A 21,203-nucleotide genomic window follows, 5' to 3' on the forward strand; every position below is an offset into this window, starting at 1 on the left:
CGCTTTGAGGAGGGATGGCGTGAAGTCGGTCAGCATCGTGGAAGATTCCGAGAAGGACGCCCGGCGTCTGAAGAAATATGTCGAGCGGTATGCGGAAGAGCTGGGGGAAATTGTGGAAATACACCTCCACTGGGACGGTCTGGATTTCCTCAAATCCTACAAGCTGGACGCCGACCTGGTTTTCCTGGACATTGAGATGCCCCTGTTTAACGGCCTGGAGGTGAGCCAGAAGCTGCGGGAGATAGACCGGGACGTGAACATCGTCTTCGTCACCAATATGGCGCAGTATGCGCTGAAGGGCTATAAGGTGGGGGCGCTGGACTATATCGTCAAGCCGGTCTCCTATTTCAGCGTGGCCGACTGCATGCGCCGGGCGTTTCTCAACGCCCCCAGGCGGGCCAAAAAGCGGATACTGCTGAACCTCTCCGCCACGGAGACCGTCAGCGTGGCCGCCGAGGATATCCTGTACGTGGAAAAGCATACCAATACCCTGACATTCCACACGACGCGGGGTGTGTGGGAGATGCGGGGCACCATGCGGGACGTGGAGGCCGAGCTGGAGGGGGAGTGGTTTTCCCGCTGTATCAGCGGGTGCCTGGTGAATCTGCGCTTTGTGGAGCGGACCACCAAAAACTCGGTTTTTGTCGGCGGTGAGGAATTGCCCCTGGCCCGGCAGCGCCGGAAAGAGTTTATCAATGACCTGATGAATTGTGTGGGAGGGCGTTGAGGTGGATCAGACGATTGCGGTTTCTGCTACGACATATATTGCCACGCTGCTGATTGGAGAGATCCTTCTTTTGCAGGGGCAGCCCAGAAGGCGGTATTTTGCGGCGGGGTTGACCGCACTGCTGGTTCTCTTTCCGGCGGCAGTGTATCTGGAGGGGCTGCTGGTAGGACAGATTCGGGCAATCGCTGTCGGGGATGCCGCCTCTCTTCTGCTGCAGATTGGGCACTTCACACTGCTTTTTTTGGCGACCATCCCGCTGGTGATGCTGTGCTGGGAAATAGAGCTGCGAAACGCGGTCTTTTTCTGCGCCGCGGGTTATTCGCTGGAGCACATCGGATACGCGGTGACCAGCATCGCCATTTTTATATTGCGCAGCAATGGCGTGGTCTTCTCCGAATGGGGACAAAAAATCGGGTTATGGCTGTGCTTCAAAACGGTTGTTATCCTGGCGGTTTATTACGTTCTCCTCCGCCCGAATTTGAAACGCAGCTCCATAGATGCCTCCGATGTGCGGGTATGCGTCGTCTCTGTGGTGAATCTTTCGATCTGCATGATTCTGAATATCGTCAAGGGCTACGGATTTGGAGCGGCGCTGAATAGCTTTACCACTGACGTAGTCTGTACTGCCTATGCTCTCTTTGGCTGTTTTCTCTGCCTCTTTCTGCAGACCGGGTACTTTGCAAACCGGAGCCTTGAGGAGAGCAACTTGATTCTGGACCGGCTCTTGATGGAGGAGGCCAAAAAGCACACCCTTAACAAGGAGACGGTGGACCTCGTCAATATGAAATGCCACGACCTGAAGTACCAGCTCCGCCGTCTGGAGGAGGAACCGGAGGGGAGCCGCCAGGCCATCTATGAGGAGATAAGGCAGACGTTCGACATCTACGACTCCCTTGTAAAGACGGAGAACGACGTGCTGGACAGCGTCATCATGAGCATCTACCCAATCTGCATCAAACAGCACGTCAAATTCACATATATTGTGGATGGAGCCGCCCTGCAGTGGCTCTCTGCGCCCGATATCGCCTCCCTTTTCGGCAATCTGCTGGACAATGCCCTGGAAAGCGTCGGCAAGGAGGAGGAGCATAAGCGGCTCATCTCTCTCAATGTGCGCAGGGAGAGGGAGATGCTTCTCATCCACATTCATAACCAGTGCTCTGCGGCCCCCACCTTCAAGGACGGCCTGCCCGTCACCACGAAGGGAGATACCCGGTACCATGGCTATGGGATGAGGAGCGTCCGGTATCTGGTGGATAAATACAGGGGCGAGATGCGGGCCGCCTGGGAGAACGGCGTATTTTCGGTAGACCTCCTGCTGCCCATGAGGTGAGAGCGTGCCTGCCGCGGCATCAAGGCGCTGAGGCGGAAGCTGCCAAAAAGGGCCGCGAAATCTATGATTTCGCGGCCTTTTTTGCTGTTCAGGCTGGATGTATCCGGTTGCGCCCCCGGCGCCGGCAGGACCGGCCCGCGGGGCGCCGTTAGTTTTTTTTCAGAGCGGCCAGGATATCAGCAGGGCGAATCGGGGTGTGGTAGAACCGGACGCCGACGGCGTCATGGATGGCGTTCATGACTGCCGGTGTGGCGGGAACGGTGGCGACCTCTGAGCAGCCCTTGGCGCCGTAGGGACCCTCGATATGGGGATCTTCCACCAGGACTACGTCATATTTCGGCGCGTCGCCGGCCAGCGGCAGACCCAGCTGGCCGAAGGCCTTTTGATCCGGCCTGCCCTGCGTGTAGGAAAAGCCCTCGGACAGGGCGTAGCCGATGCCCATGGATGTGCCCCCCTCCACCTGACCGGCGATAATTTGCGGATTGATGGCCCGTCCCACATCATTGGCGGAGATAACATGGAGCACCCGGACCCGTCCTGTGCGGCGGTCCACCTCCACGATGACGCATTGGGTGAGAAAGGCATAGCCGCGGTAATTCTGATAGGGATTTTTGTCTCTGCGGGCCTGTTCTCTGCCGGCGATGCCGTAGGTCCTCGGCGCCGAATGGCTGCAGCGGGTCTGCCGGGTTTCGCCGGGGCGCCAGGGACGGGCGGCCAGCTCTTCGCGCATCTGATTTGCGGCAATGTACACGGCCCGGCCGGTATCCAGCGTCTGCCGCTCGCTGACGGCTTGGCGGTGGGGAAGCGTCTGGGCGGTGTCGCCGCTGACGACTTCGAAGCAGCTGGCGCTTTCGTCCAGCATTTCGGCGGCAATCTGCACCATGGCGGTGCGAAAGCCCTGCCCCATATCGATGCCGGAGACCGCCAGCGTGTAGCGCCCGTCGGGCAGCTTTGTCAGAATGCAGCCGCCGTCGTCGGGATTCCCCTTGCCCACGCCCACGTTTTTAAAGCCGCTGGCCACGCCCACCCCCAGAGCCAGATCGGGATCGCTCTTCTTCCGGTACGCCTCCCGGTAGCGGGCGATGATGGGCTGGGACTTCTCCCGGCAGATTCGGATGGTCTGGAGAATGCCCACGCTCTCCTGAACCACCTCGGTGGTCAACGTCCTGTCGCCGGGCGAGAGCGCATTGCGCAGACGAATTTCAAAGGGGTCCATGCCCAGCCTTTCGGCCGCCTCGTCGATTAGGGTCTCGATACAGTTGGCGCTCTGGTTGATGCCAAAGCCCCGGAATGCTCCGCCCTGGGCGGTGTTTGTACGGACGGTATAGGCGTGAACTCGGGCGGCATCCAGACGATAGGGTCCCAGGGCAAAAATACAGCCCTGCTCCAGCACCCCTCCGCTCAGTCCGGCATAGGGCCCGGCGTCGGATGTGATAAGCGCGTCCAGCGCCCGGAAGCGGCCGTCCCTGTCCACGGAGAGCCGGTAGCGGTTGCGGTACCGGTGGCGCTTGGTGGAGAGAATCAGGGATTCGCTGCGGCGCAGGGTGACCTGTACCCTGCGGCCTGTAACCATCGAGGCCAAGGCAGCCTGGGCCTCGATGTAGGAATCGCATTTCTGCCCAAAGCCGCCGCCCAGCGGGGAGGCCGTGACGCGTACCTGAGCCTCCGCAAGGCCGAGGATAGGCGCCAGCATGCGCCGAATCTCGAAGGGGGACTGGGTGCAGCTGGTGATATGTACGCCGCCGGTGTTCGCATCGGGCTCCGCCAGAACGCACAGGGGCTCCAGGGCGCCGTGCTCCTGACGTTCAAAATAGTAATCGCCCTCCACATGGACCAGGCCCGGCCGGCGGGTCTCGGCGTCATAGTCGCCCTTGGAGAAGTCGATGGTGCGGATAACCTGCCGGCCGCCCCGGGCATGGCTGTCCTCAATTTCAAATACGCCGGGAAGAACCTCGTACGCGACCTCTACAAGCTTGGCCGCGGCCCTGGCATGCTCCTCGGTGTCCGCCACGGCCATGGCGATCATGTCCCCGAGAAAGCACACCTCATCTTCGCAGAACACCGGCTGCTCGGGGTTGAAGGTGCCGAACACATTCTGTCCCGGTACATCCCTGGAGGTCAGCACACGCAGAACGCCGGGGGCGGCCTCCGCCGCGGAACAGTCTATGGACAGAATCCGGGCGTGGGGAAACCTGGACCAGGTAAAGGCGCCGTGCAGGGTGGATTCATCGCCCAGGTCGCAGGCGTAGGCCAGGGCGCCCCGTACCTTTTGGGGGCCGTCGCAGTCCGGCTCGCTGCAGCCGATGTGCCGGCCGGTGAGATGCTCTGCCGTGGGATCGCCGGGAACATGGTAGGACACAAGCTCAATATGTTCCAGGGCCTGTATCTCCGTAAGGGGAGGGTTTTCGCCCCGGAGACGGGCGGCGGCCAGATGCACGGCCTGGATTATCTTTACATAGCCTGTGCAGCGGCAGTAATTATGTTTCAGCCCCTCGCAGATTTCCTCGTCGGTGGGGTTGGGGTTCGCGTCCAGGAGCGCCTTGGCCGCAAGCACCATTCCGGGCGTGCAGAAGCCGCACTGCACGGCGCCGATGTCGAGAAAGGCCTGCTGGATGGGGTGCAGGGCGCCGTTTTCACCCCGAAGCCCCTCGATGGTTGTAATTTTTTTCCCGTCCAGCCTGTCCAGCCGGGTTACGCAGGAGCGTACCGCCCTGCCGTCGATGATGACGGTACAGGCTCCGCAGTGGCCGGTGCCGCAGCCCTCTTTGGCGCCTTTCAGACAGGCCACGCCCCGAAGGTACTTCAAAAGGGTCTGACCTTCGGCCTGGGCGGTGACGAGAGTCTCATTCAGTTCAAACGTTACATTTCCCATATCTGTCTATGTCCTTGTCAATACTAGAGTGCCTGTCAACGCTCGGGAAGGGACGCCGCTCGGGCGGGAGTGGGTCCGCGGCCCGCCGCCGGCGAGAGGGAGCGGGGACGCGGCGGCCCGGTCTGCCTTTACTCTGTTTGGACGGCGGTCTGAGCGGCCGCCGTCTGGGCCGCCTCCTCCCTGGCAAACTCGGCCATCTCTTCCGGCGTGTAACGCTTCGCGCCGATGCCGAAGAATCCGAAAATGAGGTCGACTACGATGACGATGATGTTGAAGAAAATGAACGGGACAAAGTCCTTGATTGGAACGCCCAGCTGGGAGGACATGTACAGGGCGCCGGCGTTCCAGGGGAGAAAGGCCACAAGGCAGTTGGCGATGTTGTTGATAATCCGGCCGGGGTTTTCAGGCGTATAGCCTGCCTTTTTATACAGCGGAGGCATCAGGGTGCCCACGAACGTCATGCAGAAATAGTAGGTTCCGACCATGGCGGTGGTGATGAAGCTGGCAATGGCGGTGGCGACGGTCAGGCTGCGGATGCTCTTCAGGGATTTGCCCATGGAGGAGATCAGCACGTCCAGCATGCCGGTGCCCTTCAAAATGCCGCCCACACCGAGAGAGCCGATGATGATGGCGACCAGCTCGTACATACTTGCAAAGCCGCCGCGGTTGAGCAGGGAGGAGATGATGGCATTGTCGCACTGGATGGAGAAGCCCGTGTTCATATAGCCGACCACCGCCGCCAGGTCAAAGCCCTGGTAGAGGACGGAGACCAGGACGCCCACTACGCTGCCCACCAGGATGGACAGAAGCGCCGAGAACCGCGTGATCATCATGACCAGCACCACCGCCATGGGGATCAGGGTGACCGGGCTGATATGAAAGAGGGAGTCCAGAGTGGCTGTAAGCTCGTTGATGCTGCCCAGGTCCATGGCCGCGCCTGCGTAGCGGATACCGATCACGCCGAAAAGGACGGCGGACAGCACCCAGGCAATACCGGTTGTGAGACTCATGTGCTTGATATGGTCCCATACCTTGATGTTCAGAACCGAGGAGAGCATGAGCGGCGCGTCGGAAACGGGGGAGAACCCATTGCCGAAATAAGCGCCGGAGATGATGGCGCCGGCCACGATGCCGGCGGGCAGGCCCAGACCGATGCCCACGCCCATCATGGCGACGCCGACGGTGGCGACGGTTCCCCAGGAGGTGCCCGTGGGCAGGGAGACGATGGAGGTCACGACAAAGGCGACCAGAAGGAACGCGCCCGGAGAAATGATCTTCAGCCCCCAGTAGATCATAGAGGGGACCGTGCCCGCGGAGAGCCAAATCGACACCATGCCGCCCACGGCGATCATCAGGGCCATCACGCCCACCGCGGGCCGGATCAGATCGAGGGCGGCCTTTTCAATTTCCACCAGATTGTAGCCCAGATACAGGGCGAAGGGGATCATGACCAGCCAGGAAAACAGCATAACGACTACGATAGGAGCCTTGGCAACGCCGAGCATGACAGCGATGAACGCCACAAGAACCAACAACGCGATTGCGGAAAAGGCGACGGTTGCTTTTTTCTTCTCTCTCGGTGCGTTTTTCATGACAGTACTTCCTCTCAAAATTAGTAGTGGCGCTGTGTCGTGATAATGCCGGGGAAGCAGTATTTGTCGATGGGCTGCCGGTGGAACAGGGGCCGACATAGCTCTGATTCGGTTTGATGGTCGGAAACGATATGAAGCTTATTTTTCCATAACCGTATACGCCCGGACCTTATCCTCGTCCAGCTCCACGCCAAAGCCCGGCTTCGAGGGCGCATGAATGCAGCCGTCGGCCTTGCAGATGCGCAGAGGCTCTTTTACGATGCCCTGGAAGCTCTCAGGGCCAATGGCCGGAGGATCGTGGGGGTATTCCATCCATGTTGCGTTGGGGTAGGAGCAGATGGTGGCCAGCACCGCGGCCACGCCCGTGCCGGGCACCCAGCCGTGGATGTTGCAGAGCTTGTTGCCGTGGTGCTCGGCCATGGCCGCGACCTTGCGCACCTGGCTGATGCCGCAGCAGAGGGTGATGTTCGGCATGTAAATGTCGTAGCAGTCGTTGTCGATGAGCATGGCGTGGTCCTGAATGCCGTTCATAATCTCACCCCCGGCGATGGCGATATCCGTGGCCTCCGTCAGCCGGCGGATGCCGTGAATATCATAGTGATCCAGAGGCTCCTCCAGCCAGAGAACATCCAGATCCCGCAGCTCCCTGGCGGTCTCCAGCGCCCGCTGATAGGTCCAGAAGGGGGAGCGGCCCTCAAAGTTCCGGTCCCGGACGGGGCCCTGATTGGCGTCGCAGATAATGGTCATCCGATCGCCCACGGCCCTGCGGATGTTTTCTACAATGTGTAGGTCTTCTTTGATCGTCGGCATGAACAGGCGGAGCTTTACGGCCCGGAAGCCCTCCTCCAGAAGGCGAAGCGCATCCTCCCGGCGCTCCTCGTCGCTGCGCAGTTCACACATGGCGGCGTAGGCGGGAATTTTATCCCGGTAGGCGCCCATGACTTTGTAGGTGGGCTGGCCGCAGATTTTGCCCATGAGATCCCACAGGGCGTTTTCCACCACCCATGGTCGGGGCGCCAGCCGGCCGTCGCCTTTCATGCGGGCCGCCAGCTTCTCAATCATCATGGGATCCTGGCCGATGAGCCAGGGGGCAATCATGTCCTGGATGAACTGCATGTAGGTGGGGGTGAGCCCAAAAGGAAATTCTCCGCAGCCGAAGCCCTCCGGCCCTTCGTCCGTAGTGACGCGGACCAGCAGGATGTGCTGGTGGGTCTCTTTCCTTCCGGGATACCAGGTGGGTTCAAAGGGCTTGGCGTAGGGCAGCTTCAGCCAGTAGGTCCTGATACCGGTAATTTTCATGGATGAGACTCCTTTCAGGACTTCTGGGCCCGCCACTCCCGGAGCAGCTCCCCGGAGTTGGTGTTCAGCCCGATGTACCGGGAGATCATAAGCCCGGCGGCAGCTTCGTCGGCAGGGCTGGAGCCGCGGGTCATATCCATACAGAGGACGACCTTGTAGTCCTTGCTGCCCGCATAGTAGGCTGTGCACAGATCACAGCAGTTGGTCATAATCCCGGTGATAACCATAACATCCCGGCCCAAAGCGCGCATGATGAGGTCGAGATCGGTCGTCTCGAAGGCAGTGACGCGCTTTTTGGTGTTCACCACGATGTCGCCGGGCTTGTTTTCCACCACAAGAGCACCCCACTTGGTACCCTCCAGGCCCAGGTTGCCGTAGTGCCTGGTGCAGGACGTCATATCGCCGGGGAGCATGGAGTAGTGGCCCTCGGTAATCCGCCGCCAACCGGACTCCCGGCCTTCAAAATCACCGGAGCGGTAGGTGTTCACAATGTGGATGACGGGTACGCCCAGCATCCTGCAGGCGTCGTTGAAGCGGTTGACGTCGTCAATGATCTCCCGCCCCCTGGGGCTGGGGGCGGGACAGTCCGGCCCCGGGTCCAGATGGCCGCCGTGCATGTCCAGCTCCACGATGACCGCGCGGCTGAGATCGAGGTAGTCGTCAAAGCCCTGGGGCAGGGAGACCATCCTGCCGTTAAGATTGATCTTCATATCCGTATAAGGCATGGTTAAGACTCCTTTCCGTTCGCGCCGGCGCGGATTTCGTCCGTCAGCTCGTCGGCGCGGACCACAAGCCCGATGAACATTGTGCAGGCCCTGGCGCACTCTTCGCCCAAATCCTCAAAATAGGGGAGGAAGCGGTCTTCCACCACCAGGGTTTTATAGTCCTTGCACATTCCCGCAAATCCCGTGCCCATACCCAGGCAGTCGAGCCCGGCGCCGACCAGAATGACGATGCGGCGGCCCATGACTTTCAGCAGAAACTCCAGCTCCGTGGCCTCGAAGGCGTTATGCCGTTTGGCGGAGAGAAGGGTGAGATCTCCGGCCTCCACTTCGGTGGCGAATTCGCACAGGGCGCTCCCCTCCTCCATGGCGGGGTTGGGAAAGGGCCTCTTGCCGGAGAGCGGCGTAATACGGAGATGCTGGGCGCTGACCAGATCCAGCCCGCCGGGACGGAACTGATGCCCGATGTGAACGACCGGGATGCCGCACTGGCGGCAGACGGCGTTGAAGTGATTGACGCGGGATATGTGCTGCTTGCTTTTTTCCGCTTCAAAATAGTCTGGACCCAGGTTGCCCCTCTGCATTCCCAGTTCCAGAACGACCATTTTGTCGCTCTCCAGAAAGTCGTCAAAGGCCGGCGCAACGCGGATTCGGCCTCCGTCCACGGGAATGCGTATAAATTTTGCTGTCAGCGTGGTTTTTGGCATGATTACATGCTCCTTTCTAATCGCAGCGTGGAGTCATTGCTTTGTTTCCTGGGAACTTATTTTATTTTAAAAGCGCGGGCTGTGACTTAAATATTAAGCGAACTATATAGAAAAGTCAACAATTTAATTTCCTGGGATACAAAAAATAACGCGAAAAATTTGAGCATATTTAATAAAAATGAAATATAAATTAGTATATATATGGTCAAAAAAGAATGATTACTTGGTATTTTGACAAAAACAAACAAAATACAGTAAAATAAAATTGATTCCAAAGAACACAGAGAAACAACGAAAGACAAGGAAACAAAAAACGGTGCTGACCTCTTGCGCGAAGGCACAAATCATGGTATAAATACAGTGATGAACCATTGAATGAGGAAGAAAGCGAGGAAGCCGACATGACGAAGGGTGACCTTCTTCTGAAACAGTTTTTGCGCCTGGCCAATACGAATGACATGCTGCTGAAAATGCATTCCCGGGAGATCCTGCAGGGATATGGAAACTCGGAGCTCAACTGCATTGACTGCATTGGAAAAACCAAGCGGCCCAACGCCTCTGCGATCGCCGAGCAAATGAATATGACGCGGGGAGCCATTTCCAAGGTTCTGCGCAAGCTTCTGAGTAAGGACGCGGTGGTGTCCTACCAGCTGCCGGACAACCAGAAGGAGATCTATTACAAGCTTACCCCCTACGGCCGGGAGATATTTCGTCAGCACCGGACGAGGCACCGCTACTGGGAGCTGCGGGACCAGAGCTTTTTCAGTACCCTGGATGAGGAGACAATGGATGTGGTCCTGCGGTTCATGAATCTGTACAACGGGTATCTGGATCTGAAGCTGGCCAACCAAATGGACCCAAACCACGAGGCGTCTTTCGCTGAGGAGGCGGAGGACGGGGAGACAGATGAGCACACGGTATAGGCTGTCTGCCGACTGATATGGGCCCAATCAAAATCCCCGCTGATCACGTGTGCCGCATCTGAGGCGTCGCGGCTGATCCCCGCCGACGCCCCGGACTGCGGCGGAAAGGTGCGGCCATCACCATGAGGCTGGAAGAAGAACGCTGCTGGCTGGAGATCGATCTGGAAAAACTGCGCCGCAATGCGGCCATTGTGGAGGGACTGGCGGGTCCCGGGTGTACGCCTATCGGTGTGGTAAAGACCAACTGCTATGGGCTTGGGGCAGTGGAGATTGCCCGGGAGCTGGCGGCCTGCGGGTGCCGGATATTGTCCACTGCCGACATGGCGGAGGCACTGGCGCTGCGCCGGGCCGGCATCCGTGAGCCCATCCTTTTGCTGGGCCCTGCGGCGCCGGAGAGCGTGGAGGCGGCGATACGGGAAAATATCATCCTCCCCGTGGTGGATCTGGAGCACGCGCTGCTCCTGGAGCGGGCGGCGGCGCCCTGCGGCCGCCTTCGTACCCACATCAAGGTGGATGTGGGTATGAACCGGTTGGGCATCCCAGTAAACGGGCGGGAAGAGGAGGCGCGGGAGGATATCCGGCGGGTGACGGCCCTGCCGCACCTTACAAACGAGGGGCTTATGACCCACATATCCGGTATGCAGGACCCGGCCCTCGACCATCTGAACGTGGAACAGCTGGAGCGGTTTTCCGCTTTCGGAGACTTCCTGGCGGAAATCGGGATATGTCTGCCTATGCACTGCGAGAGCAGCATGCTGTTTTTGTCGCATCCGGAATATCACCAGCAGTTCGCGCGGCTGACCTCCGCCTATCTGGGCATTGAGAAGGGCTATGAACCGCTGGGGGCCCGCTGTGTGGCCCGGCTGTGTACCCGGGTGCTGCAGATAAAGCAGGTGAAGAAAGGCGACTGCATTGGCTACTGGATGACTTACGCGGCCCCCCGGGATATGACCGTCGCCGTATTGGGCGTAGGATACGGCGACGGACTTGTCCGGGGGCTGACCAGGGGGGCGCATATGCTGATCCGCGGCCGGCGGGTGGAGGTTGTCGGGAAGCTCTCCATGAGCTTTTCGGTGGCAGATATCACCGACGTACCGGACGTGCGGCTGGGGGACGAGGTGACGGTCTTCGGCGAAGCGGATGGAGGCGGCGTGTCAATCCGGGAATACGCCGAACTCTATGGGGGCCATCCCTGCGAGGTCATTGCCATGCTGAAGGAGCATATTCCGCGGGTGTATCTCCACCCGCGTCCCGGCGCGGCCTCGAAGCTTCCGGCCGGACTGGGATAAAACGGGAGGGCGCCGGGCGCCCTCCCGTTTTTAGGCCTTGCAGAACAGCGCGGAATCTGCGAAAATAAAGCTGGATACCGCCTATCTGCACACCAGGAACGGCGGAATAGGCGCGCGGCCGTGCATCAGGCGGTGCTGCGGCCCGCTTGGGAGGGGAGTATATGGTCCGCATTGCGATAGTAGACGACGAACTGCCGGCGGTCGAGCAGCTGCGGGAATATATCGAGCGGTATTCGGCGGAGAAGGGCCTGCCGGTCACCATTTCCGCATTTCAGGACGGGCTGTCCTTTATCAGCGACTACAAGCCCGTGTTTGACATCGTGTTCATCGACATCAAAATGCCGCTGCTGGACGGCTTTGAAACCTCCAAGGTGCTCTACAAGCTGGATAAAAACGTCTGTATCGTGTTTGTGACAAATATGGCGAAGTACGCGGTAAAGGGTTATGAGGTGGACGCGCTCTACTTCGCGGTGAAGCCAATCAGCTACTTCAATATCTCCACCGTCATGACCAAGGCGGTGGGGCGTATTGAGAGCAGGAGTGAGAAGGAGATTCTGCTCAACGACGCCGGTCAGATTGTCCGGCTGCCGCTTTCGTCGGTGTACTATGTGGAGATGGTCAAGCACTATGCCGTCTACCACACGGACATGGGAGAGTACCGGGAGCGGGCCAGGATGGAGGAGCTGGAGGAGCGGCTCTCCCCCTGCGCCTTTGCCCGCTGCAACAACGGCTGCCTGGTAAATCTGCGGCACGTGATGCGGATTGGACAGGACGCCGTGTACCTGAAGGCGGGGGAGCTGCACATCTCCCGTCCGCGCTACAAGCGGTTTGTCAGCGCGTTCATGTCGTACCTGGGGGGACGGGCCTAGTGGATTTTTACCGCATGGCAGTCCATATTCTGGACTTCTGTACCTTCTTCAACGTGCAGCTTCTGGTGCTCAGCCTGCTGTTCTGTCTCCGCTTGGCCCGGCGGAAGCTGTTCTGGGTGCGCTTCACCGCCATTTGCCTGCCATACCTGGCCATCCGCTGCTTCGTCACGCTCACGGAGGTGGCGCGGGTGGGGTGGTTTTCAGGCGGCTTTATCCTGTGCTTCCTCTGGGTCATCCTGCTGCTGTGGTACTGCTTCCAGACGTCGCTGGCTCAGGCCTTTTTCTTCACCACCTTCGCCTACACCGGGCAGCACCTGCTCTACTGGCTGAAGGTCCTGCTGGAGATCAGCTTCTTTCCCTCCGGGCGGGAGCTGCGCTATTACGCCATCAGCTTTTTGATGATGGCGGCGGTGTGCCTGCTCTTCTACTTTGTCTTCGTCCGCCGGTATGAGAAGGAGAATCTGACCGAGCGGAACGATAAATCGCTGCTGCTCTTTTCCCTCTTCATGCTGCTGGTGGTCAACGTGCTCAGCCAGTTCTCCCAGAATGTGCTGGGGGAGACGCAGGTTGTGGCCGTGTGCCTCTATGGAATCCTTTCCTGCATTTTGCTCCTGCTGGTACAGTTTCGCATTTTTGAGCAGTCGCGCACCCAGCGGGAGAAGGAGATCGCGGAGCAGCTCCTCTATGCGTCGGAAAAGCAGCAGCACCTGTTTAAGGAGAGCCTGGACGTCATTAATCTCAAATGTCACGACCTGAAGCACCAGATTGCCGCCCTCAAAAAAATCGACTGCCCGGAGGAGCGGCGGGCGGTGATAGAAGAGGTGGAAGGGGCCATCATTATCTGCGACGCAGTTGCAAAAACCGGGAATGAGACGCTGGACGTGGTGTTGACGGAAAAAAGCCTGCAGGCTGAGAAATACGGAATCCGGCTGGCCTGCATCGCGGACGGTAAGCTGCTCCATTTCCTGTCCACAGCCGAACTCGCCTCTTTTTTCGGCAATCTCCTGGACAACGCCATCGAAAGCGTAAAGGATGCCGAGCCGGAAAAGCGCGACGTCTTTTTCAGCGTGGAAAAGAAGGGGGAGCATGTCTGGATTCATGAGGAGAACTGGTGCGGGACAAAGCTGGACTTCCGGGATGGCTTCCCCGTCACGCAGAGGGGGCGGGACTTTCACGGCTTCGGCGTACTGAGCCTGCGCCTGATTGCGGACAAGTACAGGGCGGAGCTGCGCATGGAGCAGAGGGGTGAGATTTTCTACGTGGACGCCCTCTTCCCCTTCATTGCCTGAGCCGGGCGCAAAATTCCATTTTATCAAGGCCGCCAAAAGAACGCTTTTGGCGGCCTTGAACCTTCTCCGGGGCGGGAGCCCCGCCGCCGCGCAATCTGTGCCGGAAAAGGCCCTGTCTGTGCCAGGACGGAACAGACCTTGCCATCCCCGGCGCTCCTTTTGCCTCAAGCGCGTGCCCGGGCAAAATCCTGCTACAATGTGCGGGAACCCACGGGACCCGGCGAACAAAAAGAAGGAGGCATACTTATGGGGAGAAAGAAGATGCGCAACGTCACATTCGGCTCAATCTGGTGCTCGGTGATAGCGTTCGTCCTTGCGCTGCTGCTGGTCTTGAACAACACGGCCATGAGCTTCGCGACCATCATCTCCACCGCGCTGAACCAGCCCATGTCCATGATTGTGGACATTGAGGGCGGGGAGCAGGGGGATTCCGAGTACTTTGAAAGCGCCTATACCCTGGAGGAGCTGGGCGGCGAGACGGCAAGGGTAAGCGAGGAGATTGAGGCGGAGGGAATGGTCCTCCTGAAAAATGAGGACGGCTGCCTTCCGCTGGGCCCGGACCAGAGACTGAGCCTGTTCTCCGAATCCACGGTGGATATGCTCTACAGCGGCACCGGCTCCGGCCAGGTCAGTACGGCGGACGTGCCCACCCTGCGCCAGGCTTTCGAGTCGGTGGGGTATGCCGTCAACGATACGCTCTGGAGCTTCTATGAGGAAAACCACGGGCAGTACATGCGCGAGCGGATGTCCTGGAACCCCTTTGATAACGCCCAGGGCGTCTACCGGGTGAACGAGTGTCCCGCCAGGGAGTATACCGACGCGGTCAGGGCCTCCTTCGCGGACTACGGCGACGCGGCGGTCTTCGTCTTCGCCCGGTCCGGCGGCGAGCAAAACGACCTGAACCTGACCTCCGACGAGAGCGGCGGCTCCTTTCTCTCCCTGACCGACGACGAGGCGGGCGTGCTGCAGATGCTCCAGGACGACCCCGCGTTCGACAAGATTATCGTGCTGGTCAACACGGGCAATATGCCGGAGCTGGGCTGGCTGGAGGATTACTCCAAAATCCAGGCCTGCCTCTGGATCGGCTATGTGGGACAGGGCGGCCTGAACGCCATGGCCAAGGCGTTTACCGGCGAGGTCAACCCCTCCGGCAAGCTGCCGGATACCATCGCCTACCATCCCGACGCCGCGCCCGCGGCCCTGAACACGGACGACAACACCTATACCAACACGGCGGAAATTGAGGCGCGCTACGGCGCGTTCAGCGTGCCCTCCGCCTACCACTACCAGAACAAGTACGTGGCCTATCAGGAGGGCATCTACATCGGCTACCGCTACTATGAGACCCGCTATGAGGACCGGGTGCTCGGCCAGGGGAACGCCGGCGGCTACGACTACGCCGCCACGGTTCAGTTCCCCTTTGGATACGGCCTGTCGTACACGCGGTTTGCGTACAGCGGGTTCCGCGCCGAGCGGGAGGACGGCGCCTATACCGTCACGGTGACCGTGACCAACACCGGCGACGTGGCCGGCAAGGAGGTCGTCCAGGTATACGCCCAGAAGCCCTATACTGACTACGACCGGCGGTACGGTATCGAAAAGGCATCGGTGGAGCTGGTGGGCTTTGAGAAAACGGCCCTTCTGGAACCCGGCGGGAGCGAGACGGTGACCGTGACCGTCGGCGAGGAGCGGTTTAAATCCTACGATGCGAACAACGCAAAGACCTTCATCATCGATGAGGGCGTCTACTACCTGACCGTGGGCACGGACGCCCACCGGGCGGTCAACAATATCCTGGCCGCCAAGGGCAAAACGGCGGCGGACGGTATGACGGGGGAGGGAGACCCGGCCCTGACGGCGGAATTCCGCCTGGACTTCGACGCGGAGACCTACGCCGTGTCCGACGCCACCGGCTATGCGATCACCAACCAGTTCGACTTTGCGGATCTCAGGCACTACTGGGAGGATGTCGTCTACCTCTCACGCAGCGACTGGGAGGGGACCTTCCCCACCCACCTGCAGCTGACCGCTCCCCCGCAGCTAATCGACGATCTGGACACCGAGGCGACCTATCTGCGGGAAAACCCGGGAGACGAGGCCCCGGTGATGGGCCGGAATACCGGCATACAGCTTATTACCCTCCGGGGCGCGGAATTTGAGGACTCCCAGTGGGAGACCTTCCTGGACCAGATGACGGCCCAGGAGATGTTCGAGCTGGTCCAGCTGGGCGGCTGGCGCACCATGGAGACGCCCAGTGTGGGCAATCCCGGCGCCACGGACCAGGACGGCCCCCAGGGCATCTCCGCCAGCATCGGCGGCATCGCGGAGAGCGAGGGCATCCGCTGTATGGCGTACCCCTCCACCATCGTACTGGCCGCCGCGTTCAACAAGGACCTGGCCCGCCGGATGGGGGTGATGATCGGCGAGGAAGCCCTTTACGCCGACGTCAGCGGCTGGTACGCCCCCGCCATCAATATGCACCGGAATGCCTTCGCGGGCCGGAATTTCGAGTACTACTCCGAGGACCCCCTCCTGTCCGGCGTGCTGGCGGCCCAGCAGGTGCTGGGGGCCCAGTCCAAGGGCATGTACTGCTACATCAAGCATTTCGCTCTGAACGACCAGGAGACCAACCGCCACTCCTACTCCTCCTTTGCCAATGAGCAGTCCATCCGCGAGCTCTACCTCGCCCCCTTTGAGATGGCGGTGGAGGAGGGCGGCGCCCGGGCGGTGATGAGTTCCTACCAGCGCATCGGCGCGTACTGGGCCGGGGCGTGCGCCCCTCTGCTGACCACCGTGCTTCGGGACGAGTGGGGATTCAGCGGCACGGTCGTTACCGACTCGGCCAACATCGGCTACGCCAATATGCATATTCTCAGCGGCATCGGCGCGGGCAACGACATGTGGCTGAACACCAACGCGGATAACTATGTGGTCAAGGACCTGACCGCCCGGCCCACGCTTCTGAACGCGCTGCGCCGGGCCTCCCACAGAATCCTCTTCAATGTGGTCAACAGCTCGGCGATGAACGGAGTCTCCCAGACGGCGGAGGTCGTACCCGTCACGCCCATGTGGATGACCTGGCTGTACATCGCGGACGCTGTGGTCGTACTGGCCTGTGCTGCCGGAGGGGCTCTGGTGATTGTCCGCACCGTACGAAATAAAAAGGAGGATAACTGATATGGCCGGAACACCAAAAACCTCTATCCCTGACGGGGTGACCTGCGGCCTGCCCATGCTTGCCGCTGTCGCCGCTGTCGTTCTGGGCCTCCTGAACGCCACCGTGCCCGCCGTCATCCTGGCCGCGGCCGGCCTTGCCGTCGGCGTCGTGGCGCTGGCGGCGGGGGAACGGCTGAGCCTGGGGAAAAGAGCCGCCCGGCTGGGCTTTGTGGCCGCGCTGTCTGCGTGTGTATTCGTGGTCGCCTACGCCGTACTCAGCTATGTGGCCTTTCTCGCGGTACAGAGCTTCTGAAAACGCGGCGGCCCACCCAGCAGGAAACGGGCTTTCCACAGCGTCGAAAGCCGCCCGGCGCATGAATAGACGGTAAAAAAGAGGGAGCCCTGTAAGCATCGCTTACAGGGCTCCCTCACAGCTTGTTAAAAAGCTGCATGACGGATGGGGCTCGATTTATTGGGGAAAAAGCCGCCCCATCCGTCATGAGAAGTATCGTTTTCCAGGCGCATATGTCCCCGGAAATGACGGTTATTCATTTGATTCCGCCGCCTGCGGACGGCAAAACTCTGCAAGGCTTTCTCTGCGGCGGGCTTTTCGGCAGGCGATCCTCCTTCGGCTCACGGCGCCGGGGCGTAGGGGTCCACCACGACGACTTCCACACCGGTGTTTCGAATGCGCTGCAGCTCCTCGGGGTCCGCGCTGGTGTCGGTGACCAGGCAGGAGATATCCGTCACCGGGCATGTATAAAAGCTGGTGGAATTGCCGATTTTGCTTCCGTCCGCCACCACAATCTTCGGTCCCTTGCAGCGGGCGATCATGGTTTTGTTAATCACAATTTTTTGCGGAGAGGACGTCGTGAGACCGCCTGCGGCGCTGATCCCGATGACGCCCAGAAAACACTTGGACGAGACCACCTGATTCAGGGGATTGACTGCAAACTCTCCCACGAGAGAATCAAAGCGGTCTGAGAATTCCCCACCGGTCAGCATAATATGCAGATTGGGGTTCTGCTCCATGATCAGGGCGCGCAGGTTTGTGGTGACCACAAACACATCCCGCTTTTTGATGTTCTGCATGACGTATACGGCGGTCCGGCCTGAATTGACAAAAATGGTATCGCCGTCTTCCACCATGCGGGCGGCGGCGGCCCCGACCGCCTGCATCTGGAGCAAATGCTCGTCGCCCCGGTAGGTGAGGTGGATGGCGGGGTCGATAATCCTCGCCTCGCCGTGCATTCGCTTAACCCTGCCCTCGGATTCCAACTGCTCCAGATCGCGCCGGACCGTGAGCTGGGATACCGCCAGGGTATCGGCCAGGTCGTTGACCCGGATGCTGGTGTCACGTTTCAGAAGCTCCAAAATGTGCTCCCGGCGCTGTGTTACAGCGGCCTTGCTGTTCCTCATGCGAATCCCATTCCTTACTGTAGTCGGACAACTCAATGATATGGCTGAATGAATTTGGCGGCCCTTCTGCTTTTTCTTCAGTTTAACATAGAATACTTTTCCATTCAACCGATTCCGGGGGTGATTTCTGCACGGCCGACCTCACCGGGACCAGATCTTACGGGAAATGTTCTGTTCCAGGAATTCCGCCACCCCGTCGCCGTCGTTGGTGCCGGTGCACAGGTCGGCGGCGGACTTGACGCGCTGCGTCCCGTTCTCCATTGCCACGGACAGCCCGGCCACCGCGAACATGGGCAGGTCGTTATCAAAGTCGCCCATCACGCAGACCTGCTCCAGAGGGATATCCAGGAGCCGGGCCAGCCTTGTGACGCCTGCGCCCTTGTCGTTGCCCGCGGTCACCACATCCAGGTAGCCGGGCTCCGGCGCGAAGGCGATGAGGCCCGGGCGGGAGGCCGCCAGACCGGCCACCCGGGCGCAGTCGCCCGGCGTGCGCTCGCAGATGGGGATTTTATGGATGCTCTCACCGCGGATACAGCGAAATTCCGCGTCGAAAAGCTCCAGCGGCATGGGCGGGTAACGGTTTTCTCCCGCCACCTCGTTATAGAGCGTAAACCCCTCCGCGCGCATGCTGCCTTCGCAGAACCACCAGTGGTTCAGCCCCAGCGCCCCGTGATCAATTCCGTTTTCCCGGCAGAACCGGAGAATCTCCAGGGCGTCGGCCTCCGGGACGGGATTTTCATAGAGCACACGCCGGGTCCCGGGCTCCACAATGGCGGCGCCGTTGCAGGAGACGGCCGGAGCGCGGATATCCAGCGCATGCGTATAGTATTCCATCATGGAGAAGACCCGCGCCGAGCACAGCGTCACCTCGACGCCGCATTCCCGCGCCGCGTGAACCGCACGGACGGTCCGCCGGGAAATACGCTTGTCCGTACGGAGAATGGTGCGGTCCATGTCGCAGACCACCAGGCGGATGCGGGAGAGCTTCTCTTCCGGCGTCATAGCGTCACCTCCTCAAGGCGCGTCTTCAGGCGGGCGCGGACCTCTCTTCCGTCCCTGCAGGCCAGCAGGCCGGGCAGGGAAGATTCCAATGCCCGCGCATCGGACGCCCGCAGGGCGGCCTTGACGGCACCGATTCGGCCTGCTGCCATGCTCAGCTCTCCGACGCCCATGGCGGCCCAGAGGGGGGCCAGAGCCTCGTCTGCCGCCGCCTCACCGCAGATGCCCACGGGAACGCCCGCCGCCCGACCGGCCCGGGCCACGGCGGCGACGGCCCGCAGCACCGCCGGATGCGCCGCGTCGTAGAGAGCGGCCACATGCTGGTTCATCCGGTCCGCCGCCATGATATACTGCGTCAAATCATTGGTGCCGATGCTGAAGAAGTCCGCCTCAGCCGCCAGCCGGTCGCACAGGAGCACTGAGGCCGGAGTCTCGACCATGACGCCCACGGCCACCCGGTCCGGGACTGCAACGCCCTCCGCCCGCAGCCCGGCGGCCGCGGACTCCACCGCCCTGCGGCCGCACGCCAGCTCCGGACAGCTTGTGACCATGGGGAACATGATCTTCAGCGGGCCGAAGAGGGAGGCGCGCAGGATGGCGCGCAGCTGCGTCCGAAACAGCTCGGGCCGCTCCAGGCAGACGCGGATACCGCGCAGGCCCAGGAAGGGATTCGCCTCCGCGGGAAGGCCCATGTAGGACGCCTGCTTATCGCCCCCCACGTCCAGCGTGCGGATGATAACCTCCTTGCCGCCCGCCCGCGTCACGGCCTCCCGGTAGACGGCGAACTGCTCATCCTCCGTGGGGGCGCAGCTCCGGCCCAGAAACAGAAATTCCGTGCGGAAGAGGCCGATGCCGTCGCAGGCGTCCATCTCCAGGGCGCGGAGGCTCTCGCAGTCGCCCGTGTTGGCGCGCACCGCCACGGGGCGGCCGTCCCTGGTCGCAGCCGGTCTGCGGGCGGACGCCTCCATCCGCGCCCTGTGCGCGGCGTCCGCCCGGAGCGCCCCGGTGAAACGCGTCAGGGTTTCCGCGTCCGGCGAGAGGACCGCCCGGCCGGCGTCTCCGTCCACAAGGACGAGCGCGCCGGGCGTGCAGCGCTCCAGCAGACCGTCCACACCCACAACCGCCGGGATGCCAAGGGTTCTGGCCAGGATGACGGTGTGGGAGCTGGTCGTCCCCTGCTGGATGACGATTCCCTTCAGCCGGCTCTTATCGATGGAGATGGTATCGGCGGGGGAGAGGTCGTCGGCGGCCAGGACGATATCCTGCCCGGCGGGGGCCTCGGACACGCTGTTCTCCCCGGCCAGCGCGCGCAGCAGCGCGCCGCCCACCATGCGGAAGTCGGCGGCCCGACCGGCCAGGTAGCCGTCGCCGCTGTCCGCCATGCACCGGGCCAGGCTCCGGCAGGCGTCAAAGGCCACCCACTCGGCCCGCAGGCGCTCCCGGCGGAGCCGCTCCAGCATCTCCTCCAAAAAGTAGGGGTCCTCCAGAATAGCCTGATAGGCCTGGAAAATCTCCGCAGCGCCTGCGCCACCCTGCCGGAATGCGTTCTGTTCCATCTCCTTGAACTCCGCCAGGCATCTGTCCGCCGCGTCTTTCAGCCGCCCGCACTCGGCGCAGGGGTCCTGCGCCGCCTCGGGCGCGGGGTCCGGGCGGCCCGCCCCCTTGAGCAGGAGTACGCCCATGCCCTTCCCTCTGGAACCTGTCCGTCCCATCAATTCTTCCACGGCCCTCGCCTCCCTCCGATCTGGTTACTCGCCCAGCTCCTGCAGAAATGCCTGAACGGCCTGCGCCGCCTCGGCCTCGTCCGGGCCGGAGGCCGAGACCGTCAACTGGGTCCCCTTTTTGAGCCCGCCGGAGAGAATGCTGACCACGCTCTTCCCCTGGAGGGCGCGGCTGCCGCTGTTCAGGACAATCTCGCACTGATAGCGCTGGCAGAGCTTGGCCAGCAGGGCGGCCGGGCGGGCGTGCAGCCCGGTGGAATTTACAATGGTATGGGTGAATGTGACCATT

The 21,203-nt window shown here is 61.1% G+C and carries 17 protein-coding genes; 8 read left to right on the forward strand and 9 right to left on the reverse strand.

Going from position 1 to position 21,203, the window contains the following annotated elements; translation table 11 throughout:
- Positions 1–19: 19 nt before the first annotated feature.
- Together H8S62_RS13500 and H8S62_RS18565 are read left to right on the forward strand one after the other, a co-directional pair.
- Entirely contained in the window at positions 20–727 is a 708-nt protein-coding gene (locus H8S62_RS13500; protein WP_173023434.1) for a response regulator, read from the forward strand.
- A gap of 1 nt (position 728) precedes the next feature.
- A complete protein-coding gene (locus H8S62_RS18565; protein WP_155145846.1) occupies positions 729–2,057 on the forward strand; it encodes a GHKL domain-containing protein in 1,329 nt (442 codons plus the stop codon).
- 148 nt (positions 2,058–2,205) lie between these two features.
- On the opposite strand, the gene H8S62_RS13510 is transcribed toward H8S62_RS18565, so the two are convergent.
- The 5 genes from H8S62_RS13510 to H8S62_RS13530 form a co-directional block, all read right to left on the reverse strand.
- Positions 2,206–4,929, reverse strand: coding sequence for a molybdopterin-dependent oxidoreductase (locus H8S62_RS13510; protein ID WP_186919817.1), 2,724 nt, complete (start codon positions 4,927–4,929; stop codon positions 2,206–2,208).
- 128 nt (positions 4,930–5,057) lie between these two features.
- Complete coding sequence (locus tag H8S62_RS13515; protein WP_186919819.1) at positions 5,058–6,521, reverse strand: Na+/H+ antiporter NhaC family protein; 1,464 nt, start codon at positions 6,519–6,521, stop codon at positions 5,058–5,060.
- A gap of 138 nt (positions 6,522–6,659) precedes the next feature.
- Positions 6,660–7,820, reverse strand: coding sequence for a mandelate racemase/muconate lactonizing enzyme family protein (locus H8S62_RS13520; protein ID WP_186919821.1), 1,161 nt, complete (start codon positions 7,818–7,820; stop codon positions 6,660–6,662).
- Between the two features lie 14 nt (positions 7,821–7,834).
- A complete protein-coding gene (locus tag H8S62_RS13525) occupies positions 7,835–8,545 on the reverse strand; it encodes a cysteine hydrolase family protein (RefSeq protein WP_155145838.1) in 711 nt (236 codons plus the stop codon).
- Positions 8,546–8,547: 2 nt separating this feature from the next.
- Positions 8,548–9,249 (reverse strand): isochorismatase family protein, encoded by a 702-nt coding sequence (locus tag H8S62_RS13530; protein WP_186919823.1) that lies wholly within the window; start codon positions 9,247–9,249, stop codon positions 8,548–8,550.
- A gap of 401 nt (positions 9,250–9,650) precedes the next feature.
- Here H8S62_RS13530 and H8S62_RS13535 point away from each other — a divergent pair, with 401 nt between their 5' ends.
- The 6 genes from H8S62_RS13535 (at position 9,651) to H8S62_RS13560 (ending at position 17,088) form a co-directional block, all read left to right on the forward strand.
- A complete protein-coding gene (locus H8S62_RS13535) occupies positions 9,651–10,172 on the forward strand; it encodes a MarR family transcriptional regulator (protein WP_155145834.1) in 522 nt (173 codons plus the stop codon).
- A 122-nt stretch (positions 10,173–10,294) separates the two neighbouring features.
- Positions 10,295–11,461, forward strand: coding sequence for an alanine racemase (gene alr / locus H8S62_RS13540; protein WP_155145831.1), 1,167 nt, complete (start codon positions 10,295–10,297; stop codon positions 11,459–11,461).
- 161 nt (positions 11,462–11,622) lie between these two features.
- Positions 11,623–12,330 carry a LytR/AlgR family response regulator transcription factor gene (locus tag H8S62_RS13545; RefSeq protein ID WP_155145828.1) on the forward strand — a complete coding sequence of 236 codons (708 nt, stop codon included), beginning with the start codon at positions 11,623–11,625 and terminating at the stop codon, positions 12,328–12,330.
- 14 nt (positions 12,331–12,344) lie between these two features.
- A complete protein-coding gene (locus tag H8S62_RS13550; RefSeq protein WP_186919824.1) occupies positions 12,345–13,619 on the forward strand; it encodes an ATP-binding protein in 1,275 nt (424 codons plus the stop codon).
- Between the two features lie 246 nt (positions 13,620–13,865).
- Entirely contained in the window at positions 13,866–16,796 is a 2,931-nt protein-coding gene (locus H8S62_RS13555) for a glycoside hydrolase family 3 protein (RefSeq protein ID WP_186919826.1), read from the forward strand.
- Position 16,797: 1 nt separating this feature from the next.
- Entirely contained in the window at positions 16,798–17,088 is a 291-nt protein-coding gene (locus tag H8S62_RS13560) for a hypothetical protein (RefSeq protein ID WP_186919828.1), read from the forward strand.
- A gap of 320 nt (positions 17,089–17,408) precedes the next feature.
- On the opposite strand, the gene H8S62_RS13565 is transcribed toward H8S62_RS13560, so the two are convergent.
- The 4 genes from H8S62_RS13565 to H8S62_RS13580 all read right to left on the reverse strand — a co-directional run bounded on the left by H8S62_RS13565 (position 17,409) and on the right by H8S62_RS13580 (position 21,202).
- Entirely contained in the window at positions 17,409–18,194 is a 786-nt protein-coding gene (locus H8S62_RS13565) for a DeoR/GlpR family DNA-binding transcription regulator (RefSeq protein WP_155145820.1), read from the reverse strand.
- Positions 18,195–18,335: 141 nt separating this feature from the next.
- The gene (locus tag H8S62_RS13570) at positions 18,336–19,196 is read right to left on the reverse strand and encodes a Cof-type HAD-IIB family hydrolase (protein ID WP_186919830.1); all 861 of its coding nucleotides are present in this window, start codon (positions 19,194–19,196) and stop codon (positions 18,336–18,338) included.
- A complete protein-coding gene (ptsP, locus tag H8S62_RS13575) occupies positions 19,193–20,917 on the reverse strand; it encodes a phosphoenolpyruvate--protein phosphotransferase (protein WP_186919831.1) in 1,725 nt (574 codons plus the stop codon). Before ptsP ends, H8S62_RS13570 begins: the two co-directional genes overlap by 4 nt.
- Positions 20,918–20,941: 24 nt before the next feature.
- Entirely contained in the window at positions 20,942–21,202 is a 261-nt protein-coding gene (locus H8S62_RS13580; protein WP_155145814.1) for an HPr family phosphocarrier protein, read from the reverse strand.
- Position 21,203 lies beyond the last annotated feature (1 nt).

It is taken from the genome of Lawsonibacter faecis (assembly GCF_014287675.1).
GTDB lineage: Bacteria > Bacillota > Clostridia > Oscillospirales > Oscillospiraceae > Pseudoflavonifractor > Pseudoflavonifractor faecis.